Source organism: Pseudofrankia sp. DC12, assembly GCF_000966285.1.
Classification (GTDB): Bacteria; Actinomycetota; Actinomycetes; order Frankiales; family Frankiaceae; genus Pseudofrankia.
Map to the genome: position 1 here is coordinate 2,622,222 of NZ_KQ031391.1, position 16,005 is coordinate 2,638,226.

The window sequence follows — 16,005 nt, forward strand, 5'->3', positions numbered from 1 at the left end:
AGGCTCGACGCAGGTGGCCGAGTTCCGGAATCCCAAAGGCGGGTGGCCGGCCCCCTGTCCCGGCCACCCCGCCCAAGTCCTCCGGTTGGTCTCTGTTCAGGTGAGATGAACTGGTGCTTCATGCCGTGGGAGAAGTGGGCTCGCCGTTTGGTCCGACGCCGGTTTCCGCCGCTTCCGGGTGGGGCCGGCGGGCGGCGGGCAGACCGTCAGATGATCGCCTGGTGGGAGGCTGGACGGGGCGATCCCTCCTTCGGCTGTGAGATGGGGACGGTCAGTGGGCTCGGGAACGGCCTTCGGTGGGCCGTGCGAGTGGGGCGTGGCCGGTCAGCTGGCTTTGATCCATTCGGGCTGGGCCTTGAAGTCGGGTGTGGTGACGACTGGGGTCAGGCCGGTGCCGTCCGCGTGTACGACGGCCAGTTCGTCGGCTGGGTGGGGGTCGCCGGTGATCGTGGCGAGGCAGAACAGCAGGAGCGACCCGTCGGGTGACCAGGTGGGCGTGATCGCCGTGCGGCCCTTCGGCGGGGTGAACACGGGTCGCAGGTCGGTGCCGTCCGAGCGGACGGCCATGAGTGCGCCTGCGGCTGTCACCGATGCGGCGCCGAAGGCGATTGTCTGCCCGTCGGGTGACCAGCGTGCCGGGCCGGCTTCGACGCCGGCAGGGGTGACCTGGCGGGGCGCGGAGGCGTTGGCGGCGGCGTCGGTGAGGTAGAGCGTCCCGTGGGGGGAGCCGTCGGCGGTCGTCGCGCGCAGGAAGAGTAGCTGTGTGCCGTCGGGTGAGTAGTCCATCGGGATGTCGTGGTATCCGGCGGGCGCGACCGTGAGGCGCCGGACTGCCGGTTGGTCGACGGGGGGTGCGGTGTAGATTCCGTTGCGTCCCGGGTCCTGGTCGTCCCAGCCTTCGAAGGCCAGTTCGCGGGCGTCGCGGGACCACGCGCCCGGCCCGAGGTTGATAGTCCCGTCGGGTAGCTCAAGCGGGTGTGACGCTCCGGCGCCCTGGTAGATCGCCGTGGTGATGCGACCGTCCGCGGTGGTCGCCGACGCCAGTATCCGGGTGCCGTCGGGTGAGAATCGTGGGCAGCAACCGTCCGGTAGCTGGTTGATCTGCTGCTCGCTCGTCCCGTCGGCGTGGGCGGTGAAGACGGTCGATTCGCCGAACGGTCCACCGGCCCTGGTGAACAGGATGGTGCCCTGGAACGCGGCGGCCGGTTGTCCAGTCGACGACGACCCGCCCGACGGGGTGGGTTCGCTGTTCGCGTTGCAGGCGGTTACTACCGCGACCAGCACGAGACCGGCTGCCAGTTTTCCTAGACGAGTCATGTCGTCCTTCCCTTTTGAATCGAATGCAATGGCAGCCTCTCCCGCCGCCGGACGGCGCGCGGGAACACGGCTCCGGTCGCCGTGACGGCGAGGACCAGACCGAGGGTGAGGTGGAAGAATTCCACGTCGAGGTAGTCCTGCATGATGAGCGCCTGCCGGTCGTTCACGCCGGTCCGGCCGAAATCGTCGCCAGTACGGGGCCTCTGACACGTGGTCCGGCCGACTGGTGGACTCGAAGGCATAGTCGGAGACGAGAATCGTCGTACACCACAGCGTGTCTTCGACGGCGACCCGACCACACGGCCACGCAACCAACAAGGAGCAACCGAGCGATCGAGGATTGTGAGAACTGGTCAGCGGTCAAGCTCAACGCGCCGCCCAACCGACTTGGGCACCACCAGGGACGGCTTTAGCAGTGCGAGCGAGGCGCCGGCGACGGTGGCTGCAGGGCAGGCTGGGGCGATTGCCGGACAGGTCGTCGCTGCCTGGCCGGGGACTCTGGGGTGGCGCCGGTCTTACTCGGGCCGCACTGGGGCGCTGCGCGCGGTCCAGGCCAGGGCGAGGCCGGCGAGCAGGCCTACCGGCGGGAACGTTCCGATGAGGGATACGAGACCGGCCAGGATGAACAGGACGCAGGCGCCGCGGGGCATGGCGCGCCGTCGCCAGCCAACGATCCCCGCCGCGACGAAGCCCACCAGACACGCAGCGGTCATGGGAATGGAGTTCAACTGCAGCAGGAAGGTGGTCTTGCCGAGCCGGTCGAACTCGTCGTCGGACACGCTGTTGGCCACATGAGCGATCACGCTGCCGTCCGCCCAGGCCTGGATGGCGATGAAGGCGGCGCCCACGGCCGTGGTGAGCAGTACCCAGCGGGGAAGCCTGATGGAGCCCGCTAGCAGGGGCAGGCTGAGGGCGAGCGCGATGTAGGCCAAGCCCGCGACCAGGCTTGTGGTGACCGTGACTGGTGCTCGTGCCACCTCGGCCTGCGACATGCCGTGCAGCGAGAACACGCTGGCGACGAAGCCGGCGCTGGCGAGCGCGCCGGCAGTTCCGGCCGCGGTGACGACGCCTCGGGTGCTGGTGACTGGCTGGCTCACCGCTGGGCTGGCGGTGGTCTCGACGGACATGGGAATCAGCTCCGATCGTGAGAGACGGTTTCTACTGGCAAGGGTGGTCCGTGACGACGGCCCGCACAGCGCCCGTCGGGCGGATTCTCGATTCCTCCGCATGGGGGAATCGACAAGCGCGGGTCCCCCATGCGGTGGAAACACGCCTTCCGCCGGGAGAAGGACTCGCCGTATGGCGGCCCGGTCTATCCTTCGGGCGTGCGCCGGGGTGTGGGGTGGGCCGCGCCGGGATGGCGGGACCGGCAGTGGCCGGTCGACGCGCTGCTGACGGCGGTGCTCGCCGCTGTTGTGGTGGCCAGCGTGGCGAGCAGGAACCCCGCGGTGGCGTACGAGTTCCGGGCGCCGAGTGGGTGGTCGGTCGGGCTGGGGCTGGTCGCGAGCCTGCCGCTCGCGGTGCGTCGGCGCTGGCCGTTCACCGTCGCCGCCCTCGTGACTGCGGCGGTGGTGGCGATCGCGGTGGGCCGCTGGGATCCTGGTCAGACGCCGTTCTGTCTTTTCGTGGCCTTGTATACGGTCGCTGCCTGGTGTCGACGGGCGGTCGCGGTGGCCGGCTTGGCCTTCGCTTACGCGGGCCTTGGCCTCGCGGCCTTGCTAGGGGTGCCGTACTTCGACCACCCCTTCGGGTGGCTCATCGTGGTCGCGGCTACCACCGCGTGGGTGATGGGACGGGTGATGCGCCGGTGGCGCGGCGCTCGCGACAACGCGGTGGCGCGGGCGCTGGTGGCACAACGGGCCCGGACCCTGGCGGCCGAACGGGCTGTCTTCGCCGAACGGCTGCGGCTGGCCCGCGAGTTGCACGACGTCGTCTCGCACACGCTGTCGCTGATCGCGGTGCAGTCCGGGGTGGCCCGCCACCGGTTCGGCCACCAGGCCGACCCGGCGGGATCGGCGCTGGCCGCCATCGAGCAGGCCAGCCGTGCCGCCCTCAACGACCTGCGCCGCATGCTGGGGGTGCTCCGCGACGACACGGCCACCGGCTCGACCGGGGCCGCCACCGACCCGGCGCCCCCGCCCGGGGTGGCCGAACTGGAGCCGCTGGCGGCGGCCCACCGGGCTGCGTACGGCCCGGTCGAGCTGAGCGTCGACCCGGCGGCCGGGTCGGCGCCGCCGAGCCTACGGCTGACGGTGTACCGGCTCGTGCAGGAGGCGTTGACGAACGCGCGCAAGCACGCTCCCGGAGCGGCGGCATGGGTCAGCGTCCGCGCCGAGGCGGGAACGTTCGTGGTCCAGATCGACAATGACGGCCCGGGACGGGGCAACACCCTCGGGCCCGTGAAAAAGCCGGACCCGGATCAGCCTGACCGCCATGGGTACGGCCTGCTGGGGATGCGCGAGCGGGTGTCGCTGTTCGGTGGGAGCATCGCCGCCGGCCCGCGCCAAGGCGGCGGCTTCCAGGTCCGGGCGGTGCTGCGCGAGAGTGCCCACGGCAGCCCGGCGGCCGAGCCGGGAGGGGAGCCCGACGACCAACCCGACCCCGTCGTTCCCCACCCTCAGGCATCGGAGTTCACCCGCCGGGGCTTGGTGCCCGAGTCGCTGGTCGACGCGGTGGTAGCGGTGACGCTGGCCGCCTTCGGGATCGCCGATGCCTATGTGCGCGACCCAGCGGTGGCGCACCCGTACCCGCGGCCGAACGCCTTGCTGGTGGTGCTCGTGCTGGCGGCCGGCCTGCCGCTGGCGGTACGCCGCCGCTGGCCCGTCGCGGTCTTCCTCGGGGCGGCGGGCATCGCCTTCTTGGTTGCGCTGCGCGGGTGGAATGCCGAGGTTCCGGGATTCTGCTCCTTCGTCGCGCTGTACACGGTGGCGGCGTGGCGCCGGCTACCGGTCGCCACCGCCAGTCTGGCTCTGCTGGTCACCGCCGACGCGACGTTGGCGATGCTGCACGCACCGAACTTCGACTACGCCGGCGAACTGTGGGGGGCCGGTGCCGCGGTCCCCTGGGGGGTCGGGTTGATCGTGCGGCGCTGGCGGCACGAACGGGAACAGGCGTTGGCCCGCGCGCTGGAGGCAGAACGCACCAGGGTGGTGGCGGCCGAGCGGGCAGTCTTCGCTGAACGCCTGCGCATCGCCCGGGAGATGCACGACATCGTCTCGCACACACTGTCAGTGATCGCGGTACAGTCCGGCGTGGCCCGCCACCAGCTGGCCGGACAGTCCAGCCCGATCGCCCCGGCGCTGACCGTGATCGAGGAGGCCAGCCGCGCCGCCCTCGACGATCTCCGCCGCATGCTGGGCGCGCTGCGGGCCGACACCGACCCGGAGGACAGCCTCGGACCCAGCCCGGCCGTGGCCGAGCTGGACCTGCTCATCTCGGCCCACCGGGCGGTCTGCGGCCCGGTCGAGCTGGCGGTCGACGCCGCCACGGGGTCCGCGCCACCCAGCGTGCAGATGACCGTCTACCGGCTGGTCCAGGAAGCACTGACCAACATCCGCAAGCATGCGGCGGGCGCCGCGACCAGGGTGACCGTGCGCGCGGCTACAGGGACCGTCACCGTCACCGTCGACAACGACCCGCCGCGCGGCGCCGGGCCGACCGACGACGACGGGTACCTTGCCAGCAACGAGCACGCCCTGACGGGCATGCGCGAACGGGTCGCGATCTTCAACGGCAGCCTCCACGCCGAACCGGGCGAGGACGGCGGCTTCCGGGTCCGCGCCGTGCTGCGCGACATAGGCGAGGTGCCGGCCACATGACCAGCGTGCTGCGGGTCGTGGTCGTGGACGACCAGGACCTGGTCCGAGCCGGGTTCGTCGCTTTGCTCTCCGGCGTCGACGACCTTCGGGTGGTCGGCGAAGCCGGCCAGGGGGAGGAAGCGGTACGGATCATCCGTGCCACGCAGCCCGATGTGGTCCTCATGGACGTGCGCATGCCCGTCGTCGACGGCATCGAGGCGACCCGCCGCATCTCCGCCGACCCGACATGCGCCGGGACCAGGGTCGTCATGCTGACCACATTCGGCCTCGACGAATACGTCTTCGGGGCACTGCGCGCCGGAGCCGTCGGGTTTCTCCTCAAGGACACCCCACCCGAGGAGCTGCTCTGCGCCGTGCGGCTCGCCGCGGCCGGTGACGCCCTCCTGTCGCCCTCGATCACCCGCCGCCTGATCGAGGTCTTCGCCGCCACCTCGCCGGGCCCATCCACCCCGCCAACGCCTGAACCGGAACTGACCGAGCGGGAACACGACGTGCTCCTCCTAGTCGCCCACGGCCTGTCCAACAGCGACATCGCCGCCCGGCTGCACATCGGCGTCGCCACCGTCAAGACGTACGTCAGCCGGCTGCTGATGAAACTCGACGCCACCGCCCGAGTCCACCTCGTCATCCACGCCTACGAATCAGGCCTGCTCGGCTCGACGCGCCACCAGCGATAGCGAAAGCGTTCGCGCAGCACCAACGGCGCGTATACCGCGCCAGAACTCGCTGCGACACGAGGTCGCCGGTCGGTGGTCGAGGTGGTGCAGGCCGCGGTGACGGCGGCGGCGATCGCGACAGCGATGATCCGTCGGCGGCGGCGTGGTCGGCGGGCCGATGGTATTCCGACCACAAATCCTCCGCCATGAAGAGGCGACTGTGTGGTCCCCGCCCGGAGGCAGGGGATCTGTATGGGATCGTATGGACCTGATGTGTCGGTCGATACGTTTTGCCCGGATCGTGCGTGCCTGGAGCGAGACACGTTTCAGGCGCCACGTGGGAGGCCCAGGCCAGGGCCGGTGATGGCCGCGCCGGGGGCGTCTCCTACCCTGCCCGGCGTCCGCCGATACGGCCGTGGGGCCGATTGGTGGGCTCCCCTACGGACATGATCCCCGAAATGGCCGCTCCGGGTTGGCGGGCTCGAAGCGGCGAGACCCGATGCCCGCGCCACGCGGCATCAAGATCGTCGAATACCGCAGGGTTCGGATAACAGCACTGTGCCAGTTAAAGAGGATTTATTCGAGCAAGATGCAACATCCGGCGGACGCTGAGAGCGTCAAGATCGTTGCTTCAGTGTTCTCGATTGACGTGAGGCGCCTCGCAGATCGCACGGATCGTATCTGAACCCACATCTCCGATTGTACCGAGGTGCAAGCGGCGGGCCGCTCGGTTCGCCACCAGCACGCGCGCAGTCTTATTCGTGAGCGGTGAGGTCAATGCGGGCAGCAGCAAGATCACGCTCCGATTTCAAGGTGAAGGGGTGTTCCTTCCCGAGAACCCGACGCATCTGGGAGAGAGTACCCTCGGCCAGCACCTGCGCTGCATGGGACATCCCAAGAGCCGCCAGTTCGAGGGCGAGGTTGGATGCCACGACCAGAGCATTGGGGTGGTCTTCGCCGAGGACCTTTCGCATCCGCGCGAGGGTGTCCTCTGCAAGCGCTCTCGCGGCCTCGTGGTCGCCGAGATCCGCCAGACGAAGCGCGAGGTTGTTCGCCGATCTCAAAGTATCGGGATGATCAACACCAAGGACGTGGCGCCGTCGGACCAGGACGTCCTCGGCCAGCGAATGTGCGGCACGCTGCTCCCCAAGTTCGGCTAGCCAAAGAGCCAGATCATTCGCTGAATGCAGCGTACTGGGATGGTCCTCACCGAGTACACGGCGTCGGCGGAAGAGGGTGTCTTCGGCCAGCGCACTTGCAGCTTGATATTCACCAACATCAGCCAGGCGACGGGCCAGGTTGTTCGCCGAGGTCAGCGTCTCAGGATGATCAGCGCCGCGGATTCGGCGTAGGCGCCCAAAGGTGTCCTCGTCCAGCACACGTGCAGCTTGGTACTCGCCAAGATCGGAAAGACGCAGAGCAAGATTGTTCGCCGATATCAGACTGTGAGGATGGTCGTGGCCGAGGATGCGGCGCCGCCGTCCCAAAGTCTCCTCGTCCAGGACCCGGGCCTCCTCGTGCTTTCCAAGAGCGGCGAGGACGGACGCGAGGCTGGAAGCCGCGTTCAGAGTATCAGGATGATCAGCTCCGAGGCCGCTTTTCCAGCGGACGTATGTCGATTCGGTCAGGACACGTGCGCTGGTGAGCTGACCGGCGCTGTACAGATACCAGCACGCCCGATCCAACAGGAGACGGAACCGGTCGGGTTCGAGGACATCGTCGGCGTGGGCAAGGTGGGCCGCGGCGGCGGTGATGTGGGGGACGAGCTCACCATAGGCGGGCCAGTTGGCGGGATCTTCGGCATCTTGCGGGGTCACGGTACCCAGGAGAGTGAGGGCGGCTTCGAGGGAGGCGCGGACCGACGCCGGGGTGAGGCGAGCGCGCAGCAGGCTTTGCACGAGGCGGTGGAGCTGGACCGTGGCGCCGCTACGGCGGGCCAGCGCGTACCGACCGATCGCTGCCAACATAATGTGTGTGGTCAGCGGATCTGCCACCAGCAGCGCTCCGGGCACAGGGCTCGCGGTCCCGACCGGGATCGCGGCCAGCGGAATGGGTTCCGGGGCGAGGAAGGCAAGCTGATCGAGCAGTGCCGCAGCGGCTGGATAGCCGGCGGCGAGCTGGTCGTGAGCGGCCATCACCGTGGTAACCAACCCCGGATGGTGGGGGGTGTCCTCGTCCAGCAAAACCTGCGGGTGAACGGCGAGTAGCGCCAGGTAGCCGTCTAAGGCCATGGCCGTCGCCGCTAGGAACGCCCCGGCCTGATCCACGGCCAGCGGCAGATTGCCCAACATTTCCCCGAGCCGGTCCGCCGCCGTTTCGTCGATGTCAGGGACGTGACGGCGGATCAGCGCGGCGGTCTCATCTCGGGTGAATTCGCCGACCTCGACCAGTTCCGCGCCGACGCGGCGTAGAGCGGGGTCGCGGCACGTCAGAATAAGCCGGCCCGATGATGGCGGCATCACCGCGGCGATGGAGGCCGGGTCGGTGACGTTGTCGTAGATCATTAGCCAACCCTCGCGGCGACCCAACTCCGCCAGCGCCGCAGCTGCCCGCTCGGGCACGTCCCCCGTTCCCACCCCTAGCGTGTTAGCAAGGGCTGCAAGGCCGGCGTTCAGAGCTATCGGGGTTTCCGCGTCGACCCACCAGACCAGCGGGTAGAGGTCGGCGTACCGCCAGGCGTACTCCACGGCCAGCTGGGTCTTACCCATCCCTCCCAGCCCCTGCAACGCAGAGACCGCGACCCGCCCCAACCCGCCTGACAGCTGCTCATGGAGCCGGTCAAGAAGTCGATCGCGGCCCGTGAAGAGCAGGTTTCGCGCCGGCACCGGGCCCCAGACCGGTGGCAGCCGTCCAGGGAAGACCACCGGTGGATGCCGACCGCCCGCCAACGCAGAACCGGCGTAGGCCCCCGGGAACGTCGTCCTCGTGCCCATCGGCGGGCGGCGGGCCCCTGCCAGACGATCCAGCAGGGTCCTGCGCGCCGCCGCCTCATCCAAGCCCACCAGGTCGATATAGATCAGCGGCGCCAACAGTCGTGGATACTCCTCCGGCCCACAAGGTCGGATCAGCACTGGCACCAGGAACCCGGCGTCTTCCGACTGACGGACGAACGCTGCCTCCCACTCGACCGCCGTCCACGTCCGGGAAAAGTAGTCCGGGCTCGCCAGCGCCAACAACCGGTCCGCCCGGCTCAACGCCCGCTCCATTGCCGCGACGAAGCTCGTACCTGCGGTCCAGTCCCAGACATCCAGCTCGACGCTGTACCCGGCGGCCTCCACCGTCGTTGCGATCCACTCCGCCCACGCCGTATCCGGGCCGGCATGGGAGACAAAGAAGTCCACCTGGCCGGCCCGGCCGCCCGCCGCGGCCAGCGCCCCAGCGCCCGCGCTCATGTCGGCATAGCCTGCCAGAACGGCCACACCCCTGGGGACCAGCCACCACCTGGGTGTCCTCGAACCACTGCGCCGGCACCCGGAAGTGCCCACACCCAGGTCCACTGATCGAGACGGGACATCAGCGGCTCCGGTGCCCACCACAGCGGCCCCAGCCAGGAGGCTCGGTCAGCCAGACACCCCAAAGCAGCCGTCCATGATCAACTAATACGGCGTACTTCGAATAACAGCACTCTGCCAGTCAAACGAGCTTTATACCAACCAGATGCGAACATTCCGGAAATACGATCTCGTTGGCCAGAGGCAATTCCGCGACCTCCGCACACTGCTTGACCCCAGCGGGAGCTACCGCCGGCGCAGCGGCGGTCTTACCGGTTGTAGGCCTCGGTAGCGGCGCGGACGAGGACCGCGCGGGCAGGGGCGGGCAGGCCGAGGCGTGCCCAGTGCGGGCGTATGAGGGCGGCGAGGACGTCGGTGATCGGGCTGGTGAGCAGGCCGCCCGCGGCGGCGTCGGCGAGGCGCTGGCCGGCGGTCGCGCAGGCGCCGACCCAAGCGCCGCCGATCGCCGTGCGCGTAGCCGGGTCGCTGAGAAACGTGTGCAGATGGACGCCCAGCTGTCGGGCGCCGATCGGCTCGGCCGCCTCGTACGGGGGCGAGGTGACGGCGAGCTGGGTGTAGACGTCGCCACGTTCAATCCAGGTCAGGCCGGCGGCGGCCAGGAGGATGTCCACGATGGCGATCGACAGGTCTCGGCGTCCCAGCAGCGGGTCGGTGCGCCGCGCGTACTCCAGAATGCCTCGGCTGTCCGCGACGAAGAATTCATAGGCGATCAGGGTGCCGGTCATCCCGCCGAACGGGCGAACATCGGGTTCGTGCAGCGCCGGCTGCGTCGCCGCGACCGGCCGTCCCTTGCCAAGGTCGTGGAGGAACTCGCCGAGGACGGCCGGATCCGGGTGACGGACGTGGACCCGCCAGTCGCTTTCGCGGCGTAGGAACCACCAGTCGACCGGCGTCTCCCAGGAACACAGCGAGTCCAGCGCCGGCGCGACCACGTCAGCCATGACCTTCTCCGGCTGGGTCTGGGTCGGGAACATCAGCCGGCTGGCGTACCAGCGGTCCCCCGGCCGGGTCAGCGCTGCTGTGCCGGCCTCGTGGTAGGCGGAGATCGCGGCGGTAAGCTGCGCGGTCGCCAGGCCGTGGGCCGCCGCGACCTCGCAGAGGTCTCCACCAGCGAGCGCCACGCGGACCGCGTCCACCAGCGGCCCGACTGACACAACGGGCACAGGTCCCACGATCACAGGCCCCCTTCAGGACACCTAGGAACACGACCACGCACGGCCGGAAGGCGGGCGGGCCACCGGTCAGGCGCATGGCGTCTCACGGTTTGCGCCCGACCGCCGCGTAGCAGGACACCTCGTCATCCGTGAGCGTGACCTCGACGTGGCCGGTGGGCGGTGCGGCGTCGGGGCGCCAGTGGTGCGCCACGACGACGCCCGGGTCGATCAGTTCCAGGCCGTCGAAGAAGCAGTCGACCTCGTCGAGGCTGCGCGCCTGGGCGGGGATGCCGCGGGCTCGGTAGATCGCGGCGGCCTGGTCGGCCTGCGCGCGGGCGAAGTCCGCGGTGGCATGCGTGAGCGTCAGGTAGCTGCCGGACGGCAACGCGTCCAGCAGCGTCGCGACGATTCCGTAGGGGTCGGCGTCATCGGGCAGGAAATGCAGGACCGCGATCAGCGACAGGCCGACTGGGCGGGTCAGGTCCAGGGTGTCCCGGACATCCTCCGAGTCAAGGATCCTCGCGGGTTCGAGGAGGTTAGCGTCCAAGTACGCGGTCACGCCCTGCGGGCTGCTCGTCAATAGCGCCCGGGCGTGGGACAAAACGATCGGATCATTGTCGACGTAGACGATCCGCGCCTCCGGAGTGTTCGCCTGAGCGATCTCATGCAGGTTAGGTGACGTAGGGATACCCGTTCCAATATCGAGGAACTGGCGGACTCCCGCGCTGGCGGCGAGGTACCGGGTCGCGCGGCGCAGGAAAGCCCTGTTCTGCCGTGCGGCGGTCCGGGCCTGGGGGAACTCGGCCAATACCAGATTGGCGGCTTCCCGGTCGGCGGTGAAGTTGTCCTTGCCGTCGAGATAGTAGTCGTACATGCGCGCCGAGTGCGGCACGTCGATTCGCAGATCGACGGGTGAGCGCGGCCGATCGGAATCATTCAGGAGCATTTCTTCTACTTCCCTTATCCCTTGTCGTCGCCACCGCTTCCCGCGCGAGCTCAGGCGGGCGCACCCGACGAAACACCGGCAGGGCTCACGGCCAGACCAGGAGCGCACGGAAACGTGAGCGTGCGCAGGCCCTGACGAACGCGACCCAGCAGCGCCAGATCATCGGCCACCGTCGGTGGGGCATCGGGCATAGCCGGACTCCTTCTCGGCAGCCACCCCGACACGGGATCGCTTCCCCCGCGAGAGCCGCCATGGTCAAAGCCGGCCCAGACGATCTTCCCGGATCCAGTCGCCACTCGGTAACTGCCCCACGTGGCGAGCGTTTCGACCAGGCGCAGACCCTTCCCGGTCTCGGCCATCGGGTCATCTGCCTGCACGACCGGAACACCTGGGGCAGCATCAAAGACCTCGATCACGAATCGCCGTCCCGTATCACTGAACCGAACAGCGACCCAGCTGAGAAACGGGTCCTCCAAGCCGGCGCCGGTACCGGTTGAGGCGTTCACCGCGTTCGTGACCAACTCACTGACGACGATCTTCGCGTCATCGACGAGAATCGGCACACCCCACTCCGACACAACCGCATCCACCTGGCCACGGGCGATAGACGGCGCAGTCGGTGTCGCCAGGAGCCAGCGAACGACTGGCCGCGCAATCGACATCGCGTCTCGCTCCATCACAAGTGCCAATGATCGGCCGGCAACAGGCCTGCGTGGTTCGGTGAGGACCATAAAAATGCTCCAGAACGGAGGGCGGAGGGCGGCGCGAATAGAATCGTGGTTCCGCGCTACGGCGGGTTCAGCGCGTGATCCTCGCTGGCTTGACCAGCAAACCTGGTCGCCGTTGCCGGCGCTACCGTCCACAGCCCAGCCAATAGGAACCGTATGAGGCAGAGGGAAGTGCCGTCCGATAGTTTCACCCTGGTGGCTGAGGCGTGCTCGGCCTCCCGGGAGGAGTCCGCATGCCGATCAGGTCAGTGTTCTTCGACGTCGGTGAGACGATCGTGGATGAGTCTCGGGAGTATGGGACGTGGGCGGACTGGCTGGGGGTGCCGCGGCACACGTTCTCGGCGGTGTTCGGCGCCGTGATCGCTCGGGGGCTGGACTACCGCGAGGTGTTCCAGGTTTTCCGGCCAGGGTTCGATCTCCGTGCCGAGCGCGAGCGGAGGACGGCCGCAGGACAGCCTGAGTCGTTCAGCGAAGAGAACCTCTACGCCGATGCCCGGCCGTGCCTCGAAGCGCTGCGCTCCGGGGGTCTGCTGGTCGGCCTGGCGGGCAACCAGACAGCCCGAGCGGAGACCATTCTGCGGGCATTGGATCTTCCGGTGGATCTGATCGGCACCTCGGACGGCTGGGGCGTAGAGAAGCCCTCGACGGCGTTCTTCGACCGCGTCGTCGCCGAGGCGCGATGCGCGCCGGAGGAAGTGCTCTACGTCGGCGACCGGCTCGACAATGACATCCGTCCGGCGCAGGCGGTCGGGCTGGCGACTGCCCTCGTCCGCCGAGGCCCGTGGGGGTACATCGTCGAGGACACCGCCGTCGCCAGCCGCTGTCTGTTCCACCTCGACTCCTTGGCCGACCTGCCCGAGCTGGTGCGCAAACACAACGAGGCGCGCTAACCCCCTCGGGCAAGGGTCACGATGCCCGCGGCAATGCCTTGATCTGCTCGTCGAGGTGTCGACCATGCTGGCTGTCCCCGAGAAGCGGCCGGGTGGCGCGGAGTCGTTCCAGGCCGGTCGCATACCAGTCGCTGGTCAACGCTGTGATCGCCTGGCCAAGGAAGTCAGCGACGCGGTCACCGTCCCGGCCATGTGCGGCGGCGAGATCCGCGAGGACGACGCTTCGCTGCTTGCTGCCGTCGGCGCCGAGTCGGTCGGCGGCTGAGGCCAGCCTGCGGGCGGCTTCCGGATGATCGCCGGTCGCGAGGGCGGCGTAGCCGGCGAAGCAGTCGAGGCGTCCGGCGTCGTAGAAGTCGAACCACGGGAGGTCGCCCGGCTGGTCGGGCAGCGACGCTTCCGCAAGGTCGATCTTGTGTCGGCTGGATGCCGCGGCGCCGCCTCGGGCTTCGATCTCGGACGACACGGCGTGTAGCCATGATCGGACGATGGGCTGGACGCCGTGCCAGCAGTGTTGCAGCGCGGCGGCGATCAGGTTCCGCGCGCTGTCGGGATCCTGGCTGAAGCCAGGGATGAAGGCCATATGACCGAGAACCGTGGCGGCGAGGGCATGGTCGCCGGCCTCTTTGCTCGCCGTGAGCGCGACCTCGTAGCAGCGGGCGGCGACGGCGGGCTGGCTGAGGTCAAAGAACGCGAGGCGTCCGGCCAGCAGTGCTGACTGGACCAGGCCGGTGGCTAGCGCGGTGCGGCGGGTGCCGCGAGCACCGCGCACGAGCGTGACGCCCAGGTGCGTGTGCGCGAAGGACGCCTCGAAGAGCAGACGTGCAGGGCTGCTCCAGTAGAGCTCCCGCTGGCCATTCGCGATCTTCGCGTAGGCCTCTGGGTCTACCGCGGCAGATCCGGCGGGCTCCTCGCCCTCGATCGACGTCACGGACAGCAACGGGCTTAGTAGCGGCAGCGCGCTCGTTCCGAGTAGCGCTCGAAGGACGGCCGCCCGGTCCCAGTCCGGACCACTACCTGCGTCAGCAGCCATGTCACCCTGCTTTCCCGTCCTGGGCTCGGGACGCATCTTCAACTCGTCCGGCGTGAGCAGGCCCAGCTCGCTCGCCGGCTTCCCGAACACGGTCACCAGGTGTTTGCGGTACCGAGGCTCGGGGTGCCGCTCGCCGGTCTCCCACCGCCGGACCGTGTTGGCGGTCAGGCCCGTGTAGGTCTCGCCGGCGCGGTCCATCTCGATGCTGACGCGGCGGGCGACCTCGTCGTGCGACCAGCCGCGTTGGAGCCGCTCCCAAGCCAAATCGCGGTTCGGGGGACGACGGCTGCTCGTCATCACATCTCCAAAGGATTCGGCCTTGCCGACCTTGTCGGACAGGGATAAATCTAGTGCAGCCGTTACCTTGCGTCATCGCATGGTTGCCAATGGACGCACCGTGGGTGGTACCGCCGCCGAGTGCCGTCAGGTTTTCTGGTCACGCCGACGGGACCTCCCCTGATACGGCGGTCCGCCGGGCGCATCGCACACTCCGGCCACGCATGATCTTGCCCCGCACGCATCGGGAGAGGAATCTGAATGACCCTCGGCACCCTGGACGGCGAGAGCCTCCGTCACGCGCTGGTCGACAAGCTGGTCGCCGATCAGGACGCGAAGGGGCTTGTGCTTCCAGCCGCGGTCGAGGCGGCGATGCGGACGGTTCCCCGCGAGCTGTTCACACCGAGCCTCCCCGTGCAGGAGGCGTACGCGGACGCCGCGGTCCTCAAGAAGCGGCGCGGCGAGGAAGTCGTCAGCTCGGTGTCGGCGCCGTTTCTGATCGCGGAGATGCTCGCCCAAGCGGTGAACAGCCTCCGCGATCTGGAGGGCCGACACGTCCTGGAGATCGGCAGCGGAGGCTACAACGCGGCACTGCTGCGGGAACTTGTCGGCCCGACGGGCTCCGTCACGACCGTCGACATCGACCCCGAGGTCACCGGCAGGGCCGGCGCCTGCCTGGCGGCCGCAGGCTACCACGACGTCACGGTGGTGTGCGCGGACGCCGAACATCCGGTCGTGCCGGGCCGCCGCTACGACCTGGTCATCGTCACGGTCGGGGCGTGGGACATCCCGCCAGCGTGGCGGAATCAGCTCACCGAGGACGGCGTGCTCGTCGTGCCGCTACGGACGTTCGGGATGACCCGGTCGTGGGAGCTACAGCGCGACGGGGATCGTCTGGTCAGTGCGAGCAACCGCATGTGTGGGTTCGTCTCGATGCAGGGCGACGGAGCCCACGAGATGCGCTACATCGACATCGCCGAGGGCGTCCATCTGCGGCTGGACGAGGGCCAGCAGATCGACCCGACCACGATCGCCGGCCTCCTCACACTGCCCCGCGAGGAGGCGTGGGCCGGGGTGAGCCTGCCTCCCCGGACCAAGCTGGCCGACCTCAACCTGTGGCTCGCGACCCGCCTCCGCAGCGAGCCGGGAGACGTCGTCGCCCTCACCGCGCAGGAGGCAGCGATCAAGGCCGGCGGGGTCACCCCCTCCTGGCAGTTCGGCACCCCGGCCACCCTGCGGAACGGCACGTTGGTCTACCGGTCGACCCTGCGCTGGACCGACCGGCTGTTCGATCTCGGCGCCTACGCCCACGGTCCCGAGGCCGCCCTGGCGGCCGGGCGGATGGTCGAGCACATGCGCGCGTGGGTGGACGCCGGCGGCCCGCCGCCGGTGCTGCACGTGCTTCCCGCGCAGACCCCCGACGGCGACCTGCCGGCGGGGGCGGTCCTGGACAAGCGGCACAGCCGCCTCGTCCTGGCCTTCACTCCCCAGGAGAAGGGAACCCCCTGATGGACAACCCCGAGTACGAGCTGGACCTGACTCTCGTCGACGCCGGTCCGGTCGCGAGCGGTCACGCCCTCACCACCGACGACGAATGCGGCTCGGGTGAGACAGGCACCAACGCCTGCACGACCAACGCCGACGCCAGCTGAACCCCCGCTAGCCCGGCGGGGCCCGG

General features: G+C 69.2%; 13 protein-coding genes. 5 read left to right on the forward strand and 8 right to left on the reverse strand.

What is annotated here, in order from left to right:
* Nucleotides 1–324 precede the first annotated feature (324 nt).
* From FRADC12_RS10500 to FRADC12_RS10505, 3 genes are all read right to left on the reverse strand, one after another.
* Nucleotides 325–1,317 carry a TolB family protein gene (locus FRADC12_RS10500; RefSeq protein ID WP_157488788.1) on the reverse strand — a complete coding sequence of 331 codons (993 nt, stop codon included), beginning with the start codon at nucleotides 1,315–1,317 and terminating at the stop codon, nucleotides 325–327.
* A complete protein-coding gene (locus FRADC12_RS31095) occupies nucleotides 1,314–1,460 on the reverse strand; it encodes a hypothetical protein (protein ID WP_198152852.1) in 147 nt (48 codons plus the stop codon). The genes FRADC12_RS10500 and FRADC12_RS31095 overlap by 4 nt, the downstream gene beginning before the upstream one ends.
* Nucleotides 1,461–1,832: 372 nt before the next feature.
* Entirely contained in the window at nucleotides 1,833–2,444 is a 612-nt protein-coding gene (locus FRADC12_RS10505) for a hypothetical protein (RefSeq protein WP_045876512.1), read from the reverse strand.
* Between the two features lie 129 nt (nucleotides 2,445–2,573).
* On the opposite strand from FRADC12_RS10505, the gene FRADC12_RS28290 reads away from it, so the two are divergent.
* Together FRADC12_RS28290 and FRADC12_RS10515 are read left to right on the forward strand one after the other, a co-directional pair.
* On the forward strand, nucleotides 2,574–5,135 hold the full coding sequence (locus FRADC12_RS28290; RefSeq protein WP_157488790.1) for a sensor histidine kinase: 2,562 nt from the start codon (nucleotides 2,574–2,576) through the stop codon (nucleotides 5,133–5,135).
* Nucleotides 5,132–5,812, forward strand: coding sequence for a response regulator (locus FRADC12_RS10515; RefSeq protein ID WP_045876513.1), 681 nt, complete (start codon nucleotides 5,132–5,134; stop codon nucleotides 5,810–5,812). The genes FRADC12_RS28290 and FRADC12_RS10515 overlap by 4 nt, the downstream gene beginning before the upstream one ends.
* Before the next feature lie 734 nt (nucleotides 5,813–6,546).
* Here the strand turns inward: FRADC12_RS10515 and fxsT are convergent.
* From fxsT to FRADC12_RS10535, 4 genes are all read right to left on the reverse strand, one after another.
* Entirely contained in the window at nucleotides 6,547–9,132 is a 2,586-nt protein-coding gene (fxsT, locus tag FRADC12_RS10520) for an FxSxx-COOH system tetratricopeptide repeat protein (RefSeq protein WP_198152853.1), read from the reverse strand.
* 419 nt (nucleotides 9,133–9,551) lie between these two features.
* Complete coding sequence (locus FRADC12_RS10525; protein ID WP_157488791.1) at nucleotides 9,552–10,466, reverse strand: thiopeptide-type bacteriocin biosynthesis protein; 915 nt, start codon at nucleotides 10,464–10,466, stop codon at nucleotides 9,552–9,554.
* 94 nt (nucleotides 10,467–10,560) lie between these two features.
* Nucleotides 10,561–11,403 carry an SAM-dependent methyltransferase gene (locus FRADC12_RS10530; protein WP_045876514.1) on the reverse strand — a complete coding sequence of 281 codons (843 nt, stop codon included), beginning with the start codon at nucleotides 11,401–11,403 and terminating at the stop codon, nucleotides 10,561–10,563.
* 50 nt (nucleotides 11,404–11,453) lie between these two features.
* The gene (locus tag FRADC12_RS10535) at nucleotides 11,454–12,134 is read right to left on the reverse strand and encodes an ATP-binding protein (RefSeq protein ID WP_084010579.1); all 681 of its coding nucleotides are present in this window, start codon (nucleotides 12,132–12,134) and stop codon (nucleotides 11,454–11,456) included.
* Between the two features lie 230 nt (nucleotides 12,135–12,364).
* Here FRADC12_RS10535 and FRADC12_RS10540 point away from each other — a divergent pair, with 230 nt between their 5' ends.
* Nucleotides 12,365–13,021, forward strand: a complete 657-nt coding sequence (locus tag FRADC12_RS10540) for an HAD family hydrolase (RefSeq protein WP_045876515.1) — start codon at nucleotides 12,365–12,367, stop codon at nucleotides 13,019–13,021.
* Between the two features lie 16 nt (nucleotides 13,022–13,037).
* Here the strand turns inward: FRADC12_RS10540 and FRADC12_RS10545 are convergent, their stop codons facing one another.
* Nucleotides 13,038–14,348, reverse strand: coding sequence for a helix-turn-helix domain-containing protein (locus tag FRADC12_RS10545; RefSeq protein WP_045876516.1), 1,311 nt, complete (start codon nucleotides 14,346–14,348; stop codon nucleotides 13,038–13,040).
* 240 nt (nucleotides 14,349–14,588) lie between these two features.
* Between FRADC12_RS10545 and fxlM the strand changes: the two genes are divergently transcribed.
* Together fxlM and FRADC12_RS29515 are read left to right on the forward strand one after the other, a co-directional pair.
* Nucleotides 14,589–15,836, forward strand: a complete 1,248-nt coding sequence (fxlM, locus tag FRADC12_RS10550; RefSeq protein ID WP_045876517.1) for a methyltransferase, FxLD system — start codon at nucleotides 14,589–14,591, stop codon at nucleotides 15,834–15,836.
* Entirely contained in the window at nucleotides 15,836–15,979 is a 144-nt protein-coding gene (locus FRADC12_RS29515; protein WP_084010580.1) for an FxLD family lanthipeptide, read from the forward strand. Before fxlM ends, FRADC12_RS29515 begins: the two co-directional genes overlap by 1 nt.
* The last annotated feature ends 26 nt before the right edge of the window (nucleotides 15,980–16,005 follow it).

Excerpts from the sequence above, each read along its gene's own strand:
- FRADC12_RS10530 (WP_045876514.1), bottom strand. The coding sequence starts at position 11,403 with ATGCTCCTGAATGATTCCGATCGGCCGCGCTCACCCGTCGATCTGCGA.
- FRADC12_RS31095 (WP_198152852.1), bottom strand. The coding sequence starts at position 1,460 with ATGCAGGACTACCTCGACGTGGAATTCTTCCACCTCACCCTCGGTCTG.
- FRADC12_RS10540 (WP_045876515.1), top strand. The coding sequence starts at position 12,365 with ATGCCGATCAGGTCAGTGTTCTTCGACGTCGGTGAGACGATCGTGGAT.
- fxlM (WP_045876517.1), top strand. The coding sequence starts at position 14,589 with ATGACCCTCGGCACCCTGGACGGCGAGAGCCTCCGTCACGCGCTGGTC.
- FRADC12_RS10515 (WP_045876513.1), top strand. The coding sequence starts at position 5,132 with ATGACCAGCGTGCTGCGGGTCGTGGTCGTGGACGACCAGGACCTGGTC.
- FRADC12_RS10500 (WP_157488788.1), bottom strand. The coding sequence starts at position 1,317 with ATGACTCGTCTAGGAAAACTGGCAGCCGGTCTCGTGCTGGTCGCGGTA.
- FRADC12_RS10545 (WP_045876516.1), bottom strand. The coding sequence starts at position 14,348 with ATGACGAGCAGCCGTCGTCCCCCGAACCGCGATTTGGCTTGGGAGCGG.
- FRADC12_RS10535 (WP_084010579.1), bottom strand. The coding sequence starts at position 12,134 with ATGGTCCTCACCGAACCACGCAGGCCTGTTGCCGGCCGATCATTGGCA.
- FRADC12_RS28290 (WP_157488790.1), top strand. The coding sequence starts at position 2,574 with ATGCGGTGGAAACACGCCTTCCGCCGGGAGAAGGACTCGCCGTATGGC.
- FRADC12_RS10505 (WP_045876512.1), bottom strand. The coding sequence starts at position 2,444 with ATGTCCGTCGAGACCACCGCCAGCCCAGCGGTGAGCCAGCCAGTCACC.
- FRADC12_RS29515 (WP_084010580.1), top strand. The coding sequence starts at position 15,836 with ATGGACAACCCCGAGTACGAGCTGGACCTGACTCTCGTCGACGCCGGT.